18 protein-coding genes and 1 riboswitch are annotated in these 19,371 nt (G+C 75.0%); of the genes, 8 read left to right on the top strand and 10 right to left on the bottom strand.

The window, feature by feature from the left end; all coding sequences use genetic code 11:
* Positions 1–4: 4 nt before the first annotated feature.
* From IEY78_RS27245 to IEY78_RS27230, 4 genes are read right to left on the bottom strand one after another with little or no spacing between them, the layout of a single operon-like run.
* Positions 5–703, bottom strand: coding sequence for a DUF6286 domain-containing protein (locus IEY78_RS27245; protein WP_189102669.1), 699 nt, complete (start codon positions 701–703; stop codon positions 5–7).
* Entirely contained in the window at positions 700–1,083 is a 384-nt protein-coding gene (locus tag IEY78_RS27240) for an Asp23/Gls24 family envelope stress response protein (protein WP_189102667.1), read from the bottom strand. The genes IEY78_RS27245 and IEY78_RS27240 overlap by 4 nt, the downstream gene beginning before the upstream one ends.
* 3 nt (positions 1,084–1,086) lie before the next feature.
* Positions 1,087–1,284, bottom strand: a complete 198-nt coding sequence (locus IEY78_RS27235) for a hypothetical protein (RefSeq protein WP_189102665.1) — start codon at positions 1,282–1,284, stop codon at positions 1,087–1,089.
* 36 nt (positions 1,285–1,320) lie between these two features.
* On the bottom strand, positions 1,321–1,779 hold the full coding sequence (locus IEY78_RS27230; protein WP_189102663.1) for an Asp23/Gls24 family envelope stress response protein: 459 nt from the start codon (positions 1,777–1,779) through the stop codon (positions 1,321–1,323).
* Positions 1,780–2,001: 222 nt separating this feature from the next.
* On the opposite strand from IEY78_RS27230, the gene IEY78_RS27225 reads away from it, so the two are divergent.
* Positions 2,002–2,745 carry a hypothetical protein gene (locus IEY78_RS27225; protein WP_189102661.1) on the top strand — a complete coding sequence of 248 codons (744 nt, stop codon included), beginning with the start codon at positions 2,002–2,004 and terminating at the stop codon, positions 2,743–2,745.
* A 64-nt stretch (positions 2,746–2,809) separates the two neighbouring features.
* On the opposite strand, the gene IEY78_RS27220 is transcribed toward IEY78_RS27225, so the two are convergent.
* The 6 genes from IEY78_RS27220 to IEY78_RS27195 form a co-directional block, all read right to left on the bottom strand.
* Complete coding sequence (locus IEY78_RS27220; protein ID WP_189102659.1) at positions 2,810–3,589, bottom strand: enoyl-CoA hydratase/isomerase family protein; 780 nt, start codon at positions 3,587–3,589, stop codon at positions 2,810–2,812.
* 112 nt (positions 3,590–3,701) lie between these two features.
* On the bottom strand, positions 3,702–3,923 hold the full coding sequence (locus tag IEY78_RS27215) for a helix-turn-helix domain-containing protein (RefSeq protein ID WP_006606369.1): 222 nt from the start codon (positions 3,921–3,923) through the stop codon (positions 3,702–3,704).
* Between the two features lie 335 nt (positions 3,924–4,258).
* On the bottom strand, positions 4,259–5,857 hold the full coding sequence (locus IEY78_RS27210; protein WP_189102657.1) for an ABC-F family ATP-binding cassette domain-containing protein: 1,599 nt from the start codon (positions 5,855–5,857) through the stop codon (positions 4,259–4,261).
* A 748-nt stretch (positions 5,858–6,605) separates the two neighbouring features.
* Positions 6,606–8,060 carry a hypothetical protein gene (locus IEY78_RS27205; RefSeq protein ID WP_189102655.1) on the bottom strand — a complete coding sequence of 485 codons (1,455 nt, stop codon included), beginning with the start codon at positions 8,058–8,060 and terminating at the stop codon, positions 6,606–6,608.
* Between the two features lie 157 nt (positions 8,061–8,217).
* Entirely contained in the window at positions 8,218–9,345 is a 1,128-nt protein-coding gene (locus IEY78_RS27200; RefSeq protein ID WP_189102653.1) for an alpha/beta hydrolase family protein, read from the bottom strand.
* 85 nt (positions 9,346–9,430) lie between these two features.
* The gene (locus tag IEY78_RS27195) at positions 9,431–10,099 is read right to left on the bottom strand and encodes a class II aldolase/adducin family protein (protein ID WP_189102651.1); all 669 of its coding nucleotides are present in this window, start codon (positions 10,097–10,099) and stop codon (positions 9,431–9,433) included.
* Positions 10,100–10,418: 319 nt separating this feature from the next.
* On the opposite strand from IEY78_RS27195, the gene IEY78_RS27190 reads away from it, so the two are divergent.
* From IEY78_RS27190 to IEY78_RS27160, 7 genes are all read left to right on the top strand, one after another.
* The gene (locus IEY78_RS27190) at positions 10,419–11,726 is read left to right on the top strand and encodes an inorganic phosphate transporter (RefSeq protein ID WP_189102649.1); all 1,308 of its coding nucleotides are present in this window, start codon (positions 10,419–10,421) and stop codon (positions 11,724–11,726) included.
* Positions 11,727–11,748: 22 nt separating this feature from the next.
* On the top strand, positions 11,749–11,985 hold the full coding sequence (locus IEY78_RS27185; protein WP_189102647.1) for a hypothetical protein: 237 nt from the start codon (positions 11,749–11,751) through the stop codon (positions 11,983–11,985).
* Between the two features lie 205 nt (positions 11,986–12,190).
* A riboswitch (cobalamin riboswitch) is annotated at positions 12,191–12,341 on the top strand.
* Between the two features lie 136 nt (positions 12,342–12,477).
* Positions 12,478–13,473 carry a cobalamin biosynthesis protein gene (locus IEY78_RS27180; protein WP_189102645.1) on the top strand — a complete coding sequence of 332 codons (996 nt, stop codon included), beginning with the start codon at positions 12,478–12,480 and terminating at the stop codon, positions 13,471–13,473.
* Positions 13,474–13,531: 58 nt separating this feature from the next.
* Complete coding sequence (locus IEY78_RS27175; protein WP_189102643.1) at positions 13,532–15,139, top strand: cobyric acid synthase; 1,608 nt, start codon at positions 13,532–13,534, stop codon at positions 15,137–15,139.
* A gap of 55 nt (positions 15,140–15,194) precedes the next feature.
* Positions 15,195–17,315 (top strand): putative cobaltochelatase, encoded by a 2,121-nt coding sequence (locus IEY78_RS27170; RefSeq protein ID WP_189102641.1) that lies wholly within the window; start codon positions 15,195–15,197, stop codon positions 17,313–17,315.
* On the top strand, positions 17,315–17,911 hold the full coding sequence (cobO, locus tag IEY78_RS27165; protein WP_189102639.1) for a cob(I)yrinic acid a,c-diamide adenosyltransferase: 597 nt from the start codon (positions 17,315–17,317) through the stop codon (positions 17,909–17,911). Before IEY78_RS27170 ends, cobO begins: the two co-directional genes overlap by 1 nt.
* 25 nt (positions 17,912–17,936) lie before the next feature.
* The gene (locus IEY78_RS27160) at positions 17,937–19,328 is read left to right on the top strand and encodes a cobyrinic acid a,c-diamide synthase CobB (protein WP_189102637.1); all 1,392 of its coding nucleotides are present in this window, start codon (positions 17,937–17,939) and stop codon (positions 19,326–19,328) included.
* Positions 19,329–19,371: the final 43 nt, after the last annotated feature.

The raw sequence follows: 19,371 nt of genomic DNA, 5'->3' as shown, positions 1-19,371 counted from the left end.
GCACTCACCCCTTCTTCGGGCGCCGGACGCGCACCGTCAGACCCAGTCGGCGCGACAGCCCCAGCTGTCGCAGCCCCTCGCCGAGGGAGGCATCGAGGTCGGCGCGGACCTCGTCCAGTTCGCGGAAGTGGGAGACGGCACGCGCCTTGGCCTTGCGGCGGCCGACCTTCATCCGTACGGACTGGACGCCCGCGACCTCCATGGCCCGGTCGCGCAGCACCAGCGCGGCGGCGGCCCGGTCCAGTCCGGCCCGGACGTCCGGCACCGACCGCCGCATCGGCAGCACCTGGCGCAGCCCGGGGGTGACGGCCAGCACGAACAGCCAGATGCCGAGGACCACGGCGAGCGCCGCGGCGCCCAGTACCCAGGTGCTGTCGAGCGGGCGGGTGGCCAGTTCATGGGCCAGGCGCCGGCGCCAGGCCATCGAGGAGTGGTGGGCGCGCACCGCGGCCACGTCGTAGAGCAGCAGGCCGGCGGCGGCCAGCAGCAGCAGCGCGACCACGGCGGCCGGGACCCGGCGGGCCGACCAGAAGCGCCCGCCGCGGCCGCCGTCGCCGGTGTCCGTCGCGGCCTCGGACGGACCGGAGCGCGCCGCGCCGCCCGCCGCGCCGGTGGCGTCTTCCGCCGTGCCGGTGGCGTCTTCCGTCTTGTCGAGCGTGGGCAGCCGGCGGGTGTCCGCCGGCCGTGCCTCGTCGTCGCTCATCGCACCCTCCCGCGGTCGGTACGGTCCAGCTGCGGTGAGTGCAGCCGCTCGACCTCCACCGCGACCTCGGGCACCGTCATGTTCGCCAGCGCCTGCACCCGCTCGGTGACCTGACGGCGCACCACACGGCTCTGCGCGCCGATGTCGGAGGGGTAGCCCAGCTCCATGGCGATGCGCACCCGTGCCTCGCCGAAGTACTGCCGCTCCTCGCGCCGGTGCACGGTCACCGTCGCGTGGGCGTCCGTCCGGGCCCTCGGGGACTCGCGGCGCAGTGCCTCCCGGGCCGCCTGGGCGGCGATCTTCGCCACCACCCGGTCCGCGATCCTGGTCGAGCCCCGCTCACCCGCCGCCACCGCGCCGGGCGGGGACACCGTCGTCACCCCTCACCGCCGCCGGTCGTCGCGGTCGCCGCTGCGCGGGCGGAAGAAGTCGCCGGCCTCCAGATCCCCGTCGAGGAATCGGCCGACCACGAACCCGACGACGCCCAGCGCCGCCACCAGGACGAAGGCGCCGAAGCCGCCGAAGTACCCGGCGAAGCCCAGCGCCATGCCGGCCAAGAGACCGGCCACGGCCATGCTCATCGTGCGCTCCTTCGCTGCCGCTTCGGACGGGCCCGGCTACTGGAGCCGCGACTCACCCTCGTCATCGTCGTCCGCCTCGTCGGGGAGCTTCACATCGCTGACCGCGATATTGACCTCGACGACCTCCAGGCCCGTCATCCGCTCCACCGCCGCGATGACGTTCTCCCGGACCGACCGCGCGACATCCGCGATGGCGACGCCGTAATCGACCACGATCTCCAGGTCCAGCGCGGTCTGCACCTCGCCGACCTCGGCCTTGACCCCGCGGGTGGCGGTCGCCGAACGGCCGCTGCCGGGCACCTTGTCGCGCACGGCGCCGAGCGTGCGGGCCAGGCCGCTGCCCATCGCGTGCACCCCGACGACATCCCGGGCAGCGAGTCCGGCGATCTTCTCCACGACACCGTCGGCGATGGTGGTCCGCCCACGGGTGGCGGGGTCGCCGCCGCCCCGCTTGGCCGGGGTCCGGGGTTCCAGGTCCTGCTGGCTCTCGCTCATCGCCGTACGTCCCTTTCCGCGGGGAGAAGCGGTCCGCCCGCTCCGCTGCTCACAGTAGGTCCGGTTTGTCCGGACCGCTCCGGGGATGTGGCAGCCGAGTGCTCCACACGGCGCCGTGCGGCACACCGCCCCGCCGCGGGGGCCGGTCTGCGGCAGTGTGGGACGTGGTCCGGGACGTGCCCGGAAGAGGTCCGGGGACCTGCCGGGAGAGAGGGTGACGCGGTGGCCGCGAACCAGTGGGCGCAGGCGGTACGGGCACAGCTCGGCATCGGCCGGATGCTGCCGCTCGGCGGACCCGCCGACGGCTCGTGGATCACCGAGCGGGCCGCCGCCGGGGTCCTGCTCAGGGCCGCCGGGACACCGGCCGGGGTCCGCCCGGGGGCGCTGCGGCTGTCGGTCGCCGACCCCGACCGTGCGCCGGAGCCGGCGGTGCCGGCGCCGCCGAGCGCACTGCCGCCGGGCCCGCTGCGGATCGAGGCGGACTTCGCCGCGACCGGCGACCGCCCGCTGCCCACGGTCGCCGAGCAGGTGCGGGCGGCGCTGCTGGAGGCGTCGGTCCGGGAGCTGGGGCTGGTGGTGGGCGTGGTGGATCTGCGGGTCAGCGGGCTGCTGGAGGGGGCTTCCGAGGAGGAGGCGGCCGCCGCTCTGGCGCCGATGCCGCCGTCCGTCCCGGCGGAGGGTCCGCCCGCCGTGCCGGTGAGGGAGGGCAGAGGCGGCGCGCGCCCGGACGGGGCGGCCGGGATCGCCGCGATCGTGCTGGGGGTCGACGGCGTGGCCGGGCTGGCACCCGTGCTCGGCCCGTCGCGGCCGGTGGCCCTCGCCGACGGGCATGCGCTGATCCAGCTGGCGACCGCGCCCGGCCACCGGGCGCTGGATGTCGCGGCCGCCGTGCGGCGGACGGTGGCGAGCGCCCCGCCCCCGGTGTCGACGGTGGCCGTGCTGGTCACGGCGGTGGAGCAGGACTGAGAACGGCCGGCCGGGGTGCCCGAGGGCGCCCCGGCCGGCCGCGTCCCGCGAGCCGGCGCCTGGCCTACTCCCCCACGCCCGCCAGATCGCGCAGCCGGCGTGCCTGCGCGGCCCGCTCGGCGGTGCGCTGCTCCTCATAGCTGCGGCCCGCGGCACCGGCCAGCAGGGCCTTGGTCTCGATCACGGCGTCCCGCGGTGCGGCGGTGAGTGCGGCGGCCAGATCGGCCACCGCGCCGTCGAGCTCCGCCGCGGGCACCACAAGATTGGCGAGGCCGATCCGCTCGGCCTCCTCGGCATGCACAAAGCGCCCGGTGGCGCAGATCTCCAGCGCCCGGGCATAGCCCACCAGCCCGACCAGCGGATGGGTGCCGGTCAGGTCCGGTACGAGTCCCAGGCTGGTCTCCCGCATGGCGAACTGGACGTCCGGCGCGACCACCCGCAGATCGCAGGCGAGCGCGAGCTGGAAGCCCGCACCGATGGCGTGCCCCTGCACGGCGGCGATGGACACCAGGTCCGTGCGCCGCCACCAGGTGAACGCCTCCTGGTACTCGGCGATGGTGTCGTCCAGCGCGCTGTCCGTACCGCGGGCGAGATCGATGAACGACGGCTCGCCGTCGAAGCCTTCGGGCGTGAACGCCTGACGGTCCAGGCCCGCGGAGAAGGACTTGCCCTCACCGCGCAGCACCACGACCCGTACGTTTCCCGGCAGCAGCGAGCCCGCTTCGGCGAGCGCCCGCCACATGGCCGGGGACTGCGCATTGCGCTTGGCCGCGTTGGCGAGGGTCACCGTGGCGATGGCATCGTCCACGGTGAGTCGCACACCGTCCTTGTCGAGCAGGGTCATCAGCGCCTCCGAGTCAGCCAGCCGCACCTGCGTGCGTAAGTGACTGAACGGTAACCTCCCGGCCGGCGGCTTCACCGGCCGGGGGGAGACCGTTGCACTCAAGGCGTGGCCGTCAGGCCGAAGCGGCCTTCTTGCCCCTCGTGGCACCGCCACGACCGCGCAGGACCACACCGGATTCGCTGAGCATCCGGTGCACGAATCCATAGGAGCGGCCGGTTTCCTCGGCCAGCGCCCGGATGCTCGCACCGGAGTCGTACTTCTTCTTCAGGTCTGCCGCGAGCTTCTCGCGCGCGGCGCCGGTTACCCGGCTGCCCTTCTTCAGAGTCTCGGCCACCCGTGCCTCCTCGTGGGAAGTGCGCTCTGGACTCTCATGATCACCCCTCCCCGGCTTCCTGGCCACCCATTCCGCAAGGTCTCTACGACATCCTTTGCCGTCGGACACCTTGCCGACCGGCCCGGAACGCCTGATTCCGACTGCCCGGAAGGCCCTCCGCGCCCCGATTTCCCCGAGAAGTGGCAGGTCAGGCGGTATGCGGCCGAAAAGGTGAGAGCCGGGCCCCAGGGGCCCGGCCCTTCGCCGCAGGCTCGCCGGTGTACGAGCCGTTCTCACTCAGATGATGGATCACACATCGGCCGAATGATCCATACGGCATGATCCATCCGCCGCGGTCAGGCCAGCGCGACCAGATCCGCGTAGTCCTGGCCCCACAGGTCCTCGACACCGTCGGGCAGCAGGATGATCCGCTCCGGCGACAGCGCGTCCACCGCGCCCTCGTCGTGCGTCACCAGGACCACCGCGCCCGTGAAGGTGTGCAGCGCGCCGAGGATCTCCTCGCGGCTGGCCGGGTCGAGGTTGTTGGTGGGCTCGTCGAGCAGCAGGACGTTCGCGGAGGAGACGACCAGGGTCGCCAGCGCCAGCCGGGTCTTCTCGCCGCCGGAGAGCACCCCGGCGGGCTTGTCGACGTCGTCGCCGGAGAACAGGAAGGAGCCCAGCGTCTTGCGGATCGCGACCAGGTCCATGTCCGGAGCGGCGGAGCGCATGTTCTCCAGGACCGTGCGGTCGGGGTCCAGGGTCTCGTGCTCCTGGGCGTAGTAGCCGAGCTTGAGGCCGTGGCCGGGGCGGACCGCGCCGGTGTCGGGCTGCTCGACGCCGGCCAGCAGCCGCAGCAGGGTGGTCTTGCCGGCACCGTTCAGGCCGAGGATGACGACCCGGGAGCCCTTGTCGATGGCCAGGTCGACATCGGTGAAGATCTCCAGCGAGCCGTAGGACTTCGACAGGCCCTCGGCGGTCAGCGGGGTCTTGCCGCAGGGCGCCGGGTCCGGGAAGCGCAGCTTGGCGACCTTGTCGGAGGCGCGCACCGCCTCCAGACCGGCCAGCAGCTTGTCGGCGCGCTTGGCCATGTTCTGCGCGGCGACGGTCTTGGTGGCCTTGGCCCGCATCTTGTCGGCCTGGGTGTTGAGCGCGGCGGCCTTCTTCTCGGCGTTCGCCCGCTCGCGCTTGCGGCGCTTCTCGTCGGCCTCGCGCTGCTGCTGGTAGAGCTTCCAGCCCATGTTGTAGATGTCGATCTGGGAGCGGTTGGCGTCCAGATAGAAGACCTTGTTGACGACGGTCTCGACCAGGTCGACATCGTGGGAGATCACGATGAAGCCGCCGCGGTAGGTCTTGAGGTAGTCGCGCAGCCAGACGATGGAGTCGGCGTCGAGGTGGTTGGTCGGCTCGTCGAGCAGCAGGGTGTCGGAGTCCGAGAACAGGATCCGGGCCAGCTCGACGCGGCGGCGCTGACCACCGGAGAGGGTGTGCAGCGGCTGGCCGAGGATCCGGTCGGGCAGGCCCAGGCTGGCGGCGATGGTCGCGGCCTCCGCCTCGGCGGCGTACCCGCCCTTGGTCAGGAACTCCGTCTCCAGGCGCTCGTACTTCCGCATGGCCTTCTCGCGGGTGGCGCCCTTGCCGTTGGCCATCCGGTCCTCGTTCTCGCGCATCTTGCGCAGCACGGAGTCCAGATCGCGGGCGGACAGGATGCGGTCGCGGGCCAGCACGTCGAGGTCGCCGGTGCGCGGGTCCTGCGGCAGATAGCCGACCTGGCCGCCACGGGTGACCGTGCCGGCGGCGGGGATGCCCTCCCCGGCCAGCACCTTGGTGAGGGTGGTCTTGCCGGCGCCATTGCGGCCCACCAGGCCGATGCGGTCGCCCTTGGCGATACGGAAGGAGGCGGACTCGATGAGGACGCGGGCGCCGGCGCGCAGCTCGAGGCCGGAGGCGGTGATCACGGGAAAAACTCCAGGGTCGGATAAGACGGCGGAATGGACGGACGGTCCGAGAGCGAGCTGCGCCGTCTAATGAACCCAAGGGAGAACTGCCATGGGAGGCAGTCTAACGAACCGCTGCAAGTGGTTTTCCTCCCACGTTGTTGGCTGGCCCCGCCGTGGGGGTTGCTCGCCGTTTTCCGCCCGCTTCGCGGGTGCGTCTCCGCTGCGCGGGCTGCGCCCACGTTGTCGGCTGGCCCGCCGTGGGGCTGTCTCGCCGTTGCGCCTGCGGCGGGCGGGGTCCGCTGCGCGGGGCTGTCGGGTGCGGTGACGGGCCTCCGGGGTCGGTGTGTGGGACTGCTTCGCTTTACGTCCCACACACCGACCCCTCCGGCCCGCCCCCTCCCGTTGAGGGGAGGGGAAAAGGCCCGGTGGGGGTGCATGTGGCTGGGCGAGCGCGCCTCGTGGTCGTACCGAAACAGCCGACGACGGACCGAGGCTCTGGCCGGGCACGACGCCCGCCCCCACCCACCGTTACGTACTCCCCCACGGGAGGGGACGGGCCGGAGGGGCCTGGTCTGTGGACGTAAAGCGAAGCAGTCCACAGACCAGGCCCCGGAGGTCCGTCACCGCACCCGACACCCACCCGCCCGCCGCAGGCGCAACGGCGAGAAGCCACTGCGGCGCCGCAGAAGACAACGCGGGAACAGCCCGCGCAGCGGAAAGGCAACGGCGAAAAACCACCGCGGCGCCGCAGACAACAACGTGGGAGTCAGTTCCCACCCGTGTGGACCTGGAAGGCCGCCCGGCGTACCGCCTTGGCGAGGGCCGGGTCGGGGTGGGCCGCGGCCAGGGCTACGAGGACCTGGACCGTGCGGGGGTGGCCGACCGCGCGGACCTCCTCCAGGAGGCGGGGGACGGAGCCCTGGACCGCCGAATCCAGGTGGCGGACCAGGAGTTGGGTCTCGCCGTGGTCGGCGACGGCCGCCGCCGTGTCGACCCAGAGCCAGGTCGACTCCTCGCGGGTGAGCACATCGGGCGCGGTCTCCGGGTCGCCGCCCTCGTGCTCGACCAGCCACAGCAGGGCGTACGGCCGCAGGGCCGGCTCGTCGGCCGCGGTGCGGACGGCGGCCTCGGCCGGGGCGCCGACCGCGCGCAGCGCCTCGAAGGCCAGGCCGCGCAGCAGGGCGTCCTCGCCGCGGGCCACGGTCAGCAGCTCCTCGACGGCCGCGCCGACGGAGCGGGCGGCGAGCCAGGCGCGGTATTCGGTGCGGGCGGGTCCGGGGGTGAGGCGGGCGCAGCCCCGCAGCATGGCCTCCGCGGACTGCTCGATGTGGCCGGCCGGGCTCTGCGCGGCGACGCAGATCTGCTCCAGCTTGACCCACACCGACCAGTTGCCGAGCGGGGTCAGCTGTGCCTCGGACGTCGCGTGGACGGCCTCGTGGACGCCGTCCGGCGCCCCGCCCGCGGGGACCAGCGCGCCGACGATCCGCAGCGCGTCCAGTGCCCAGGCCAGCAGCTCGGCCAGCGACGCCCCCGCGGCGTCGTCGGCCGCGGCCGCGGCGTCGGCGGTGCCGCCGGGGGCTGGCTCCTGGCCGTAGGGGACCTCGCAGCGCTCCGTCCGCAGTTCGGCGACGCGCTGGTCCAGCATGTCCAGCAGCACCGGCAGCTGGACCGGCCCGGCCGACAGGTGCAGCAGGGACAGCAACTGGGGCAGCGCTTCGACGACTTCGGCGACCATCGCGGGTCCGGCGGCGGCCGGGGCGGGGCGGGCCAGCGACCAGGCGTCGAACAGCGCGACCCAGCCGCGCAGCACGGCGGTGTCGTCACGGTCCCAGGCGCGCAGCCGCCAGCCGGGGCGGGCCAGGCCGTCGTGCAGCTCGACGAGTCCGGCGAGGCGGGCCCGGTCCCAGTCGACGCGGACCTGCCGCGGTGTCAGGCGCAGCGCCTCGGCGGCGCGTTCCACCGCCGCTTCCGGGAGTGCGCCGTCGGGGCCGGCGCGCAGACTGCCGCCGGTGTTGCCGGCGCTGTCGGCCCACCGGGCGAGGCGGGCCGCGCCGGCCAGCACGGCGCGGGCCTGCCGGGCCAGCTCCGCCGGCGGCGGGGTGCCCTCGGGCGGGCGGGGCGCCGGGCGCTTGGTCCTGGTTGTCACCGCTCGGCGGGCGGCCGCAACCGGTTGACGGGGGACGAGTCGGAGCCGGGAGTCGCGCGGGGTACGGGACGTCACAGGAGCAGTGTTGCCGCTGACGGCCCGAAAACCCAATCGGAACCCCCGCACGCCCTTCCCCGGCCGTGCCATTGCACCGCCCCATCCCTGATGAGGGGAGTTGTCCCGCCGTATGCCCGGGCTTCACGCGGGCGGTGCCCGGCAGCGGTGCCGGGGGCTACATGAGAGGGGTGAGGAAGCGCCGCAGGGCCTCTTCGTAGGGCGAGGGGGCGGCGTTCCACATCGCGGCGTGCGGGGCATGCGGAACCGGCTGAAGCGTGATCAGGTCGGCTCGGCGGGCGGCGAACGCGCGGGAGGCCGTCCAGGGGGCGATCCGGTCGTCGGGGCCGTGGAAGAGCAGGGTGGGGATGTCCAGCTCCTCCGGGTCGACGGCGTCGGCGGGCCGGTCCAGGGGCACGCCCGTGGAGCCCTCGGCGGCGCGTACCACCAGCGGCAGCAGGGCGCGCGGGACCCGCCGGGCGCCGGCCAGCGCGCGGACCGTGGCGCCCCGGTCCAGGACCGGGGAGTCCAGGACGAGCCCGCTGATCCGGTCGCGCAGCGCGGAGCGGGTGGCGGCCCGCAGCGCCATGGTGGCGCCGGTGGACCAGCCGTAGAGGACGACGGCCTGGGCGCCGTAGCGGACGGCGTAGCGGATCGCCGCGTCCAGGTCGCGCCATTCGGTCTCGCCGAGGTGGTGGATGCCGTCGGCGGTGCGCGGGGCGCCGGGGTCGTTGCGGTAGGCCAGGTCGAGGACGGGCAGCCGGTGGCGGTGCAGGAACGGCATGACCACCATGGGGTGCTCGCGGGTGGTGCCCAGGCCGTGGACGGTGATGACCCAGGTGTCGCGCACGCCGGGCACGAACCACGCGGGCAGGGCGCCGAGTTCGCCGGGGATGTCGACGTCGGCGTGGTCGAGGCCGAGGGCGTCGCGGGGGTTGCCGATGTGCACCTGCGGGGTGAGCCGCATCCGGTGGCCCGGCCGCAGGGTGCCGTGGGTGACCCGCTCCAGGCGGCGCAGGACCGCGTCGGCGGGGTGCGGGAGGCCGTGGACGACGGAGCCGACCACGGCGTGGCAGCCGCTGCCGGTGAGCCCGTAGGTGCCGGGCCGCAGGGTCGCCAGGCTGCGGGTGAGGGCGATGCGGCTCTCGGTGACGGAGTGCACGGTGAGCCGGGAGTCGCCCGGGAACGGCTGGTCCGGGGAGGGTTTCAGGGCAGTGTCGCTGGCGTACCGGCCGACCGCCACGGCGGCCGCCCCGGCACCTATCACGGTGATGGCGGCCGCGGCCGCCGCAGTACCCAGGCGCACCTCACCAGTGTGCGCAGCGCCGTCGGGTGCGGCCACCCGGCGGCGGTCGGGCGGGTGAGGGGCCGGGCGGCCGGGGCGGCGGCGGTCAGTGTGTGCCGCGGCCCCGCTGGCCGTAGCCGCGCAGCCGGGCCGCGGCCTCGTCGAGCTGCCCGTCCGACAGCAGGCTCGGGGTGTGGCCCGGCACGGACTGGGCGGTGAGCCAGACCCGGCACATCCACTCCAGCTGGGCGGTGCGGTCCAGGGCCTCCGCGAGGCTGTCGCCGTAGGTCATGGTGCCGTGGTTCTGGAGGAGGCAGCCGGTGCGGTCGCGGAGCGCGTCGAGCATGTGGGCGGCGAGTTCGTCGCTGCCGTAGAGGGCGTAGGGGGCGACGCGGACGGGGCCGCCGAGGGCCGCGGTCATGTAGTGGACGGGCGGGAGTTGGGGCACGAGGGTGGAGACGGCGGTGGCGTACGGGGCGTGGGTGTGCACGACGGCGGCGGCCGGGGTGCTGCGGTAGACCGCCAGATGCATCGGGAGTTCGCTGGTCGGCCGGAGGGTGCCGATGATCTGCTGCCCTTGCAGGTCGACCGCGGTGAGGTCGCCGGGGCCGAGCCGGTCGTAGGGCACGCCGGTGGGGGTGACCAGGACCAGGTCCTTCAGGCGGCAGGAGACGTTGCCCGAGGTGCCGACGACCAGGCCGTCGGCGACGGTCCGGCGGGCGGTGGCGACCAGGTCGCTCCAGGCTGCGGCGAGGTGGTCGGGTTGGTCCGTCATGGGTCCTCCGGCGGCGGTGCGGCAAATGCGGATGCTGATGCGGCTGCGCGTCACCGTACGAGCGGGCCGGGTGCCGTGCACAGCGGCCCGCCGAACCGGTGTGCGCGCTCCGGGGATCCCCGCGCTCCGCCACCGTGCACCGGCCGCGCCGGCACAGCACCCGCAGACCGCCAACGGGTGAGGCAGAAGTGACGAGTGAGGTGCCTCCGCGTGAACAGTGCGGTGGTGTCATCACCCCGCCCGTCCCAGTTCACCTCCCGTTCACCCACTCTCCGTACGGTCCCAGCGACACTGACCTTCGAACTGATTGCCTGGGTGAATGGAACACATCACGCTTCTCATCGGGATCGTGATCGTCACGGCCTTGGTGTTCGACTTTACGAACGGCTTCCACGACACGGCCAACGCGATGGCCACCACCATTTCCACCGGGGCGTTGCGACCCAAGACCGCGGTGGCGATGTCGGCGGTGCTCAACCTCGTCGGTGCGTTCCTGTCCGTGGAGGTGGCCAAGACCATCTCCGGCGGGATCATCGACGAAGGCGCCGGCATCAGACCAGAAGTGATCTTCGCCGGACTGGTCGGCGCGATCGTCTGGAACCTGCTGACCTGGCTCGCGGGTCTGCCCTCCAGTTCCTCCCACGCCCTGTTCGGCGGTCTGATCGGTGCGACCCTGGTGTCCGTCGGCACCCACGGTGTGCACGGTGAGGCCGTGGTGATGAAGGTCCTGATCCCGGCGGTGGCCGCGCCGTTCGTGGCCGGTCTGGCCGCGATGGCGGCGACCCGGCTCACCTACCGGCTGACCCGCGACCGCGCCGAGGCGGACACCGCCAAGGGCTATCGCGCGGGCCAGATCGCCTCCGCCGCGCTGGTCTCCCTCGCCCACGGCACCAACGACGCCCAGAAGACGATGGGTGTGATCACGCTCGCGCTGATCACCGGCGGGGTCGTCGCCCCGCACGCCGACCCGCCGCTGTGGGTCATCGCCTCGGCCGGTCTGGCCATCGCGCTGGGCACGTACCTGGGCGGCTGGCGGATCATCCGCACGATGGGCAAGGGCATCACCGACATCCAGCCGCCGCAGGGCTTCGCCGCCCAGACCGGCGCCGCGGCCACCATCCTGGCCTCCTCCCACCTCGGCTTCGCGCTCTCCACCACCCAGGTCTGCTCCGGTGCCGTGATGGGCTCGGGCCTGGGCCGCAAGGGCGGCGTGGTGCGCTGGTCCACGGCCGGCCGGATGGTCGCCGCCTGGGGCCTGACGCTGCCGGCCGCCGGTCTGGTCGCGGCGGGCGCCGCGTTCCTCGCGGGCCAGGGCGACTGGGGAGTCGCGGCGGTGGCCGTGCTCGCACTCGCCGTCTGCGGCGCGATCTGGTTCGCCTCCCGGCGCAAGCCGATCGACCACACCAACGTCAACGAGGGCCCGGCAGCGGAGCCGGCCGGCGTGGTGACCACCGCGCTGCGCACGGTCTCCCCTCCCCCGGCACGCCAGTCCGCGCCGGCCGACGGCGCACCGGAGACCGCCGGGGTGCCCGTCCCCGACGCCGGGGTGCCCGCCCAGCCGGCCGGCCCCGACGCCGCCGCCTCCACCCCCGCTCCGCGCCGCAAGGCCGCGACGGTCACCCGCTAGCTGTCATCACCAAAGGAACCTCATGACCATCGATTGGGCAGCTCTCGGCCAGGTCTTCGGCGTCACCCTCGTGGTGACGGTCGGGATCGTGGGCCTGTTCACCGTCGGCATCGTCGGGGCGTCCCGCAAGCCGGCCCAGGAGGGTGCGGCGGTCGCGGTCGCCGCCCCGGGCGCGGGTGCGCGGGCCGGAGCGGTGACCGCCTTCGCCCTGTGCGCGGCGGCCGTGGCCTACGGCATCTATCTGATCGTCGCCGCCTGACGCAGCCGGAAGCGGCGGCGCGAGAGCGGTCACGGACCCGGAGAGGCGTCCGGCGGGCACGGCATCAGCCGTCGTCCGCCGGGCGCCTCTCCCGTGGGTGCCCCGGCCGTCCGGCCCCCGTCGCGGGGCGGCGTCGCAGGTCAAGGGTGAGTTGACGGGCATTCGCGAGGCGTGGTGGACTGCCCGGGCCATTCGGCGACAGCTGAGGAAGTCCGGTGCGAATCCGGCGCGGTCCCGCCACTGTCACCGGGGAGGGTTCTCCAGCGAAGGCCACGGCCCCTCGCGCGCACGCCGGACGGCGGACGCGTCGGGGCGGGAAGGCCGGAGGACCCGCCGATCCGGGGAGCCAGGAGACTCATGTCGCCGTCACGTCGAGCCAGGGCGCGGACCCTGAGTGAGGACCTACCGCCATGCCCGGCCGCCCGCCGAGATCGCCACTGCCCGCTGCCGCAGAGCCCGTTGGTGGACACCCCGTAGCGACGGTGTGACCCGGTGCGCGGCGAACACGCGGGATACGCGTGCGGCGCGGCTCTCGGCTTCCTCGGCGACCTGATCGCGGCCGATCCCCGGCGCGGCCATCCGGTGGCCGCCTTCGGCCGGGCCGCGGCCGCCGTCGAACGCCGGCTGTGGCGCGACCACCGCGGATGGGGAACGGCCCACGCCGTGCTGTGCGCGGGCGGTGCCGCCGCCGGTGCCGCGCTGGCGCAGCGGGCCCTGCGCACCTCCGTCCCGGCCCCGTTGCGAGGCGGTGCCCGGATCGCGCTGACCGCGGCGACGGTCTGGGCGGTGCTGGGCGGCACCTCGCTCGGCCGGGAGGCGCGGGCCGTCGGCGGCGCGCTGGCGGCGGGCGATCTGGACGTGGCGCGGGAGCGGTTGCCTCATCTGTGCGGGCGCGATCCGCAGGCCCTGGACGGGCCGCAGATGGCCCGTGCGGTGGTGGAGTCGGTGGCCGAGAACACCTCGGACGCGGTGGTCGGTGCCCTGGTCTGGGGTGCGGTGGGCGGAGTGCCCGGACTGGTGGCGTTCCGGGCGGTGAACACCCTGGACGCGATGGTGGGGCACAAGTCGCCCCGGTATCGCCGGTTCGGCTGGGCGTCGGCCCGGCTCGACGATCTCGCCGGCTGGCCCGGCTCCCGGCTGACCGCCACCCTCACCGTCCTCACCGGCCCCGGTCGGCGCGGTGCGCTGCGGGCCTGGCGGGCGGACGGCGGCGCGCACCCGAGCCCCAACGCGGGCCCGGTGGAGGCGTCGTTCGCGGGCGCGCTGGGCGTGCGGCTGGGCGGCACGCTGGCGTACGGCGGGCGGGTGGAGCACCGTCCGGTGCTCAACGGCGGGGCGCGGCCGGTGGCGGTGGCCGACATCGAACGGGCCGTGCGGCTCTCGCGCCGGGTGGGTGTGCTGGCGCTGGCGGCGACGCTCACGGCGCGGCCGGCGGCCGGCGCGGTGGTGCGGGCGGCGGTGCGGCGGCGTGCGGCGGGGCAGGGATGAGGGCCGTGGTGTGTCCGCCGGAGGGGCGGCGCGGGGGCCGGCACACGAGGAGGATCCGGTGACGTACGGGCAGCAGAAGGCGTCCGGCGGGGCGGTCGGCGGTGGCCTGTTGGTGGCCGGGACGACGTCCGACGCCGGCAAGAGCGTGGTGACGGCGGGGATCTGCCGCTGGCTGGCCCGCCAGGGCGTGCGGGTGGCGCCGTTCAAGGCGCAGAACATGTCGCTGAATTCGTTCGTCACGCGCGAGGGCGCGGAGATCGGGCGGGCCCAGGCGATGCAGGCCGCCGCGGCGCGGGTGGAGCCGACCGCGCTGATGAACCCGGTGCTGCTCAAGCCGGGCAGCGACCGCAGCAGCCAGGTGGTGCTGCTGGGCAAGCCGGTGGGTGAGCTGAGCGCGCGGGGCTATTTCGGACGGGCCGGGGAGCCGTCCGCCGGGAACACGCTGTACGCGGGCCGCCGGGAGCAGTTGCTCGGCACGGTCACCGACTGCCTGGCGGAGCTGCGGCGTACCCATGACGCGGTGATCTGCGAGGGCGCCGGCAGCCCCGCGGAGATCAATCTGCGGCGCACCGACATCGTCAACATGGGCCTGGCGCGGGCCGCCCGGATCCCGGTGGTGGTGGTCGGCGACATCGACCGCGGCGGGGTCTTCGCCTCCTTCTTCGGCACCACGGCGCTGCTGTCCCAGGAGGACCAGGCCCTGGTCGCGGGGTACCTCGTCAACAAGTTCCGGGGCGATGTGACGCTGCTGGAGCCGGGCTTGGAAATGCTGCGCGGCCTCACCGGGCGGCGGACGCTGGGCGTGCTGCCCTTCGCGCACGGCCTGGGCATCGACGAGGAGGACGGGCTGCGGGTGTCGCTGCGCGGCGCGGTGCGCGAGAGCGCGGTGTCCGCGCCGCACGGCCGTGAGGTGCTGCGGGTGGCGGTGTGCGCCGTGCCGCTGATGTCGAACTTCACGGACGTGGACGCGCTGGCGGCGGAGCCGGGCGTGGTGGTGCGGTTCGTGGACCGGGCCGAGGAGCTGGCCGACGCGGACCTGGTGGTGCTGCCGGGGACCCGGGGCACGGTCCGGGCCCTGGAGTGGCTGCGCGCCCGGGGGCTGGCGGACGCGCTCGCGCGTCGGGCCGCCGAGGGCCGGCCGGTGCTGGGCATCTGCGGCGGCTACCAGATGCTGGGCGAACTCATCGAGGACGACGTCGAGTCGAAGGCCGGCACCGTCAAGGGCCTGGGGCTGCTGCCGGTGCGGGTGCGGTTCGCGGTGGAGAAGACCCTGGCGCGGCCGTCCGGCAGGGCGCTGGGCGAGCCGGTGGAGGGCTACGAGATCCACCACGGGGTCGCCGAGGTGACCGGCGGCGACGAGGCGTTCGTCGCCGACGGGCAGGGGCGCGCCCTGGACGGCTGCCGGTCCGGCTCGGTGTGGGGCACGCACTGGCACGGCTGCCTGGAGAGCGACGGCTTCCGCCGGGCCCTGCTGCGGCGGGTCGCCGCGGACGCCGGCCGGGCGTTCGTGCCCGCCCCGGACACCTGCTTCGCCGCCCTGCGCGAGGAGCAGTTGGACCGGCTGGGCGATCTGATCGAGGAGCACGCGGACACGGCCGCCCTGTTGCGGCTGATCGAGAAGGGGGTACCGGACGGGCTGCCGTTCGTGCCTCCCGGGGCGCCATGAGGGGTACCCGAGCGACGAATCCGGAGCCCGACGGCGACGTGGAGGACGACACAGCATGACAACCCCGCACGACACGACCCCGCAGTACCCCTTCACCGCGGTGGTGGGCATGGACGACCTGCGGCTGGCACTGCTGCTGAACGCGGTGAGCCCCGCGGTCGGCGGTGTGCTGGTCCGCGGCGAGAAGGGCACCGCCAAGAGCACCGCGGTACGGGCGCTGTCGGCGCTGATGCCGGCCGTGGACGTGGTCGCCGGCTGCCGGTTCGCCTGCGCCCCGGCCGCGCCCGACCCCGGCTGCCCCGACGGTCCGCACGGCACGGGCGGCGCCGAGGAGCGCCCCACGCGGATGGTCGAACTGCCCGTCGGCGCCTCCGAGGACCGGCTGGTCGGCGCGCTGGACATCGAGCGGGCCCTGTCGGAGGGCGTGAAGGCCTTCGAGCCGGGTCTGCTGGCGGACGCGCACCGCGGCATCCTCTACGTCGACGAGGTCAACCTGCTCCACGACCACCTGGTGGACCTGCTGCTGGACGCGGCCGCCATGGGTGCCTCGTACGTGGAGCGCGAGGGCGTCTCGGTCCGCCACGCGGCGCGCTTCCTGCTGGTCGGGACGATGAACCCCGAAGAGGGCGAGCTGCGGCCGCAGTTGCTGGACCGGTTCGGCCTCACCGTCGAGGTCGCCGCCTCCCGTGAGCCCGGCCTGCGGGTGGAGGTGGTGCGGCGCCGGCTGGCCTACGACGCCGATCCGGCCGGTTTCGCGGCGCGCTGGGCGGACGAGGAGGACGCGCTGCGGCGGCGGATCGCCGCGGCGCGCGCGCTGCTGCCGGACGTGGCGCTGGGGGACGCGGCGCTGCGGCAGATCGCCGCGACCTGCGCCGCGTTCGAGGTGGACGGGATGCGCGCGGACATCGTGATGGCGCGCACCGCCACCGCGCTGGCCGCGTGGGCGGGGCGGACCGAGGTCGCGGAGGAGGACGTCCGGCAGGCCGCGCTGCTGGCGCTGCCGCACCGCCGGCGCCGCAACCCGTTCGACGCGCCGGGCCTGGACGAGGACAAACTGGACCGCACCCTGGAGGAGTTCGGGGCGGACCAGGACCCGGGCGGCGACGACGACCCGGACCCGGAGCCGGAGGGTCCGGAAGACGGCCCCGGGGGCGGCGGCCCGGACGGCGGCGGGTGCCCGCCGCAGGACGGCGGCCCGGACGGCTCGGCCGCGGCCCCCGAACTCCCCCACCAGCAGGAGCGGGAGGCCCCCAAGGAAGAGCCCGCGGCCCCCGGGCAGGACGGGGAGGCCGGGCAGCCGCAGGAGCCGGCCGGGCAGGACGCGCCGGGCGCGGGCGGCGAGGCGGCCGCGGTCGGCGCCACCGAGCCGTTCCGCACCCGGCGGCTGGACGTGCCGGGGCTGGGCGAGGGCGCGGACGGCCGCCGCTCGCGGGCGCGCACCGCGCACGGCCGCACCACCGGCGCCCGGCGCCCGCACGGCGCCCTGGGCAAGCTGCATCTGGCCGCGACCGTGCAGGCCGCGGCGCCGCACCAGCGGGTGCGCGGCCGCAGCGGGCCGGGGCTGGTGGTGCGCCGGGACGATCTGCGCGAGGCGGTGCGCGAGGGGCGGGAGGGCAATCTGGTCCTGTTCGTCGTCGACGCCTCCGGGTCGATGGCGGCCCGCAAGCGGATGAGCGCCGTCAAGGGCGCGGTGCTCTCGCTGCTGCTCGACGCCTATCAGCGGCGCGACAAGATCGGCATGATCACCTTCCGGGGCACCGGCGCCGAGCTGGCGCTGCCGCCGACCTCCTCGGTCGAGGCGGGTGCGGCGCGGCTGGAGCAGTTGCCGACGGGCGGCCGTACGCCGCTGTCGGAGGGGCTGCTGCGGGCCCACGAGGTGCTGCGGGTGGAGCGGATGCGCGATGCCTCGCGGCGGCCGCTGGTGGTGGTCGTCACCGACGGGCGGGCGACCGGCGGCCCCGAGCCGGTGGTGCGGGCCGCCCGCGCGGCCCGGCTGCTGGCCGGTGCGGGCACCGCCTCGGTGGTCGTGGACTGCGAGGCGGGGCCGGTGCGGCTGGGGCTCGCCGGCGAGCTGGCCCGTGAGCTGCAGGGCACCGCCATCACCCTCGACGAACTGCGCGCGGACAGCGTCTCCGCGCTCGTACGGACCGTGCAAGGCAACAGGAAGGCAGCGTAATGCCGCAGGGACAGCCGTCCGTCGTTCCCGACGACGGGCTCACCACCCGCCAGCGCCGCAACCGCCCGCTGGTGTTCGTCCACACCGGCCAGGGCAAGGGCAAGTCCACCGCCGCCTTCGGGCTGGCGCTGCGCGCCTGGAACCAGGGCTGGCCGGTCGGGGTGTTCCAGTTCGTGAAGTCGGCGAAGTGGAAGGTCGGCGAGGAGCGGGCGCTGAAGGTGCTCGGGGAGTCCGGCGAGGGCGGCACCGTCGCCTGGCACAAGATGGGCGAGGGCTGGTCGTGGGTGCAGCGTGACATCGCCTCCAGTGAGGACGCGGCGCGCGAGGGCTGGGAGCAGGTCAAGCGGGATCTCGCCGCGGAGACCTACAAGCTGCTGGTGCTCGACGAGTTCGCCTACCCGCTGAAGTGGGGCTGGATCGACACCGACGAGGTGGTCTCCGCGCTGCGCGACCGCCCCGGCACGCAGCATGTCGTCATCACCGGGCGCGGCGCCCCCGAGGCGCTGCTGGACTTCGCCGACCTGGTGACGGACATGACGAAGGTCAAGCACCCGATGGACGCGGGCCAGAAGGGCCAGCGGGGCATCGAATGGTGACCTGGGCGCACCGGGTGCGTACGGCATGAGCGGCGGCGCGATCCCCCGGCTGGTGATCGCCGCGCCGTCGTCGGGCGCGGGGAAGACGACCGTGGCGACGGGGCTGATGGCGGCGTTCACCGAGGCCGGGCTCACGGTCTCGCCGCACAAGGTGGGCCCCGACTACATCGATCCGGGCTACCACTCCCTGGCCACCGGCCGGCCCGGCCGCAATCTGGACGCCTTCCTGTGCGGCACGGACCGGATCGCGCCGCTGTTCCTGCACGGCGCGGCGGGCGCGGATCTGGCCCTGGTCGAGGGCGTGATGGGGCTGTTCGACGGGGCCTCGGACCGGGGCGAGCTGTCCTCGACGGCGCAGGTCGCCAAGCTGCTGCGGGCGCCGGTGGTGCTGGTGGTGGACGCCTCCTCGCAGTCCCGGTCGGTGGCCGCGCTGGTGCACGGCTTCGCCTCGTGGGACCCGGAGGTGCGGCTGGCCGGGGTGATCCTCAACAAGGTCGGCTCGGACCGCCACGAGCAGCTGCTGCGCGAGGCGATGGACTCCTCGGGGGTGCCGGTGCTCGGCGCGCTGCGCCGCGACGGGCGGGCCGGCACGCCCTCCCGGCATCTGGGGCTGGTGCCGGTCGCCGAACGGCGGGCCGAGGCGGTGGAGTCGGTGGGCGAGCTCGCCGCGCGGATCCGCGAGGGCTGCGATCTGCAGGCGCTGCTGGCGCTGGCGCACAGCGTGCCGGAGCTGCCGGACGCGCCGTGGGATCCGGCGGCGGAGCTGGCGCCCACGACGGAGACGGCCGCTCCCTCCGTCAGGCCGCTGATCGCGGTCGCCGGCGGCCCCGCGTTCACCTTCTCCTACGCCGAGCACGCCGAGCTGCTGGCCGTCGCGGGCGCCGACGTGGTGCCCTTCGACCCGCTGCGCGACGAGCGGCTGCCGCCCGGCACCCGGGGGCTGGTGATCGGCGGCGGGTTCCCCGAGGTCTACGCGCCGGATCTGTCGGCGAACGCGCCGCTGCGCGCGGCGGTGGCCGACCTGGCCGCCTCGGGGGCGCCGGTCTCCGCCGAGTGCGCCGGGCTGCTCTACCTGTCCCGGTCGATCGACGGGAAGCCGATGTGCGGGGTGCTGCCCGCCGAGGCCCGGATGACCGAGCGGCTCACCCTCGGCTACCGCGAGGCGGTGGCGCTGCGGGACAACGCGCTGGCCGCGGCCGGGACCCGGGTGCGGGGCCACGAGTTCCACCGCACGGTGCTGGAGCCGGGGGCGGGCGCGGACCCCGCGTGGGGTCTGACCCATCCGGAACGCCGGGTGGAGGGCTTCGTGACCGGCGGGGTGCACGCCTCGTATCTGCATGTGCACTGGGCCGCCGAACCGGCGCTGGCCGGGCGGCTAGTGGCGGGCGCGGCGCGGGTCGCCGCGGGCCGGGGATGAGCCGGCGGGCGGCGGGCGGGGCCGGCGCGGAGCCGCTCCGGCT

Origin of the sequence: Streptomyces kronopolitis, assembly GCF_014646275.1 — a bacterium.
Lineage (GTDB): Bacteria > Actinomycetota > Actinomycetes > Streptomycetales > Streptomycetaceae > Streptomyces > Streptomyces kronopolitis.
The sequence above is the reverse complement of the archived record's forward strand: the minus strand, read 5'-3'. Positions and strand labels throughout refer to the sequence as shown.

Excerpts from the sequence above, each read along its gene's own strand:
- IEY78_RS27230 (WP_189102663.1), bottom strand. The coding sequence starts at position 1,779 with ATGAGCGAGAGCCAGCAGGACCTGGAACCCCGGACCCCGGCCAAGCGG.
- IEY78_RS27220 (WP_189102659.1), bottom strand. The coding sequence starts at position 3,589 with ATGACCCTGCTCGACAAGGACGGTGTGCGACTCACCGTGGACGATGCC.
- cobO (WP_189102639.1), top strand. The coding sequence starts at position 17,315 with ATGCCGCAGGGACAGCCGTCCGTCGTTCCCGACGACGGGCTCACCACC.
- IEY78_RS27195 (WP_189102651.1), bottom strand. The coding sequence starts at position 10,099 with ATGACGGACCAACCCGACCACCTCGCCGCAGCCTGGAGCGACCTGGTC.
- IEY78_RS27245 (WP_189102669.1), bottom strand. The coding sequence starts at position 703 with ATGAGCGACGACGAGGCACGGCCGGCGGACACCCGCCGGCTGCCCACG.
- IEY78_RS27190 (WP_189102649.1), top strand. The coding sequence starts at position 10,419 with ATGGAACACATCACGCTTCTCATCGGGATCGTGATCGTCACGGCCTTG.
- IEY78_RS27185 (WP_189102647.1), top strand. The coding sequence starts at position 11,749 with ATGACCATCGATTGGGCAGCTCTCGGCCAGGTCTTCGGCGTCACCCTC.
- IEY78_RS27235 (WP_189102665.1), bottom strand. The coding sequence starts at position 1,284 with ATGAGCATGGCCGTGGCCGGTCTCTTGGCCGGCATGGCGCTGGGCTTC.
- IEY78_RS27160 (WP_189102637.1), top strand. The coding sequence starts at position 17,937 with ATGAGCGGCGGCGCGATCCCCCGGCTGGTGATCGCCGCGCCGTCGTCG.
- IEY78_RS27170 (WP_189102641.1), top strand. The coding sequence starts at position 15,195 with ATGACAACCCCGCACGACACGACCCCGCAGTACCCCTTCACCGCGGTG.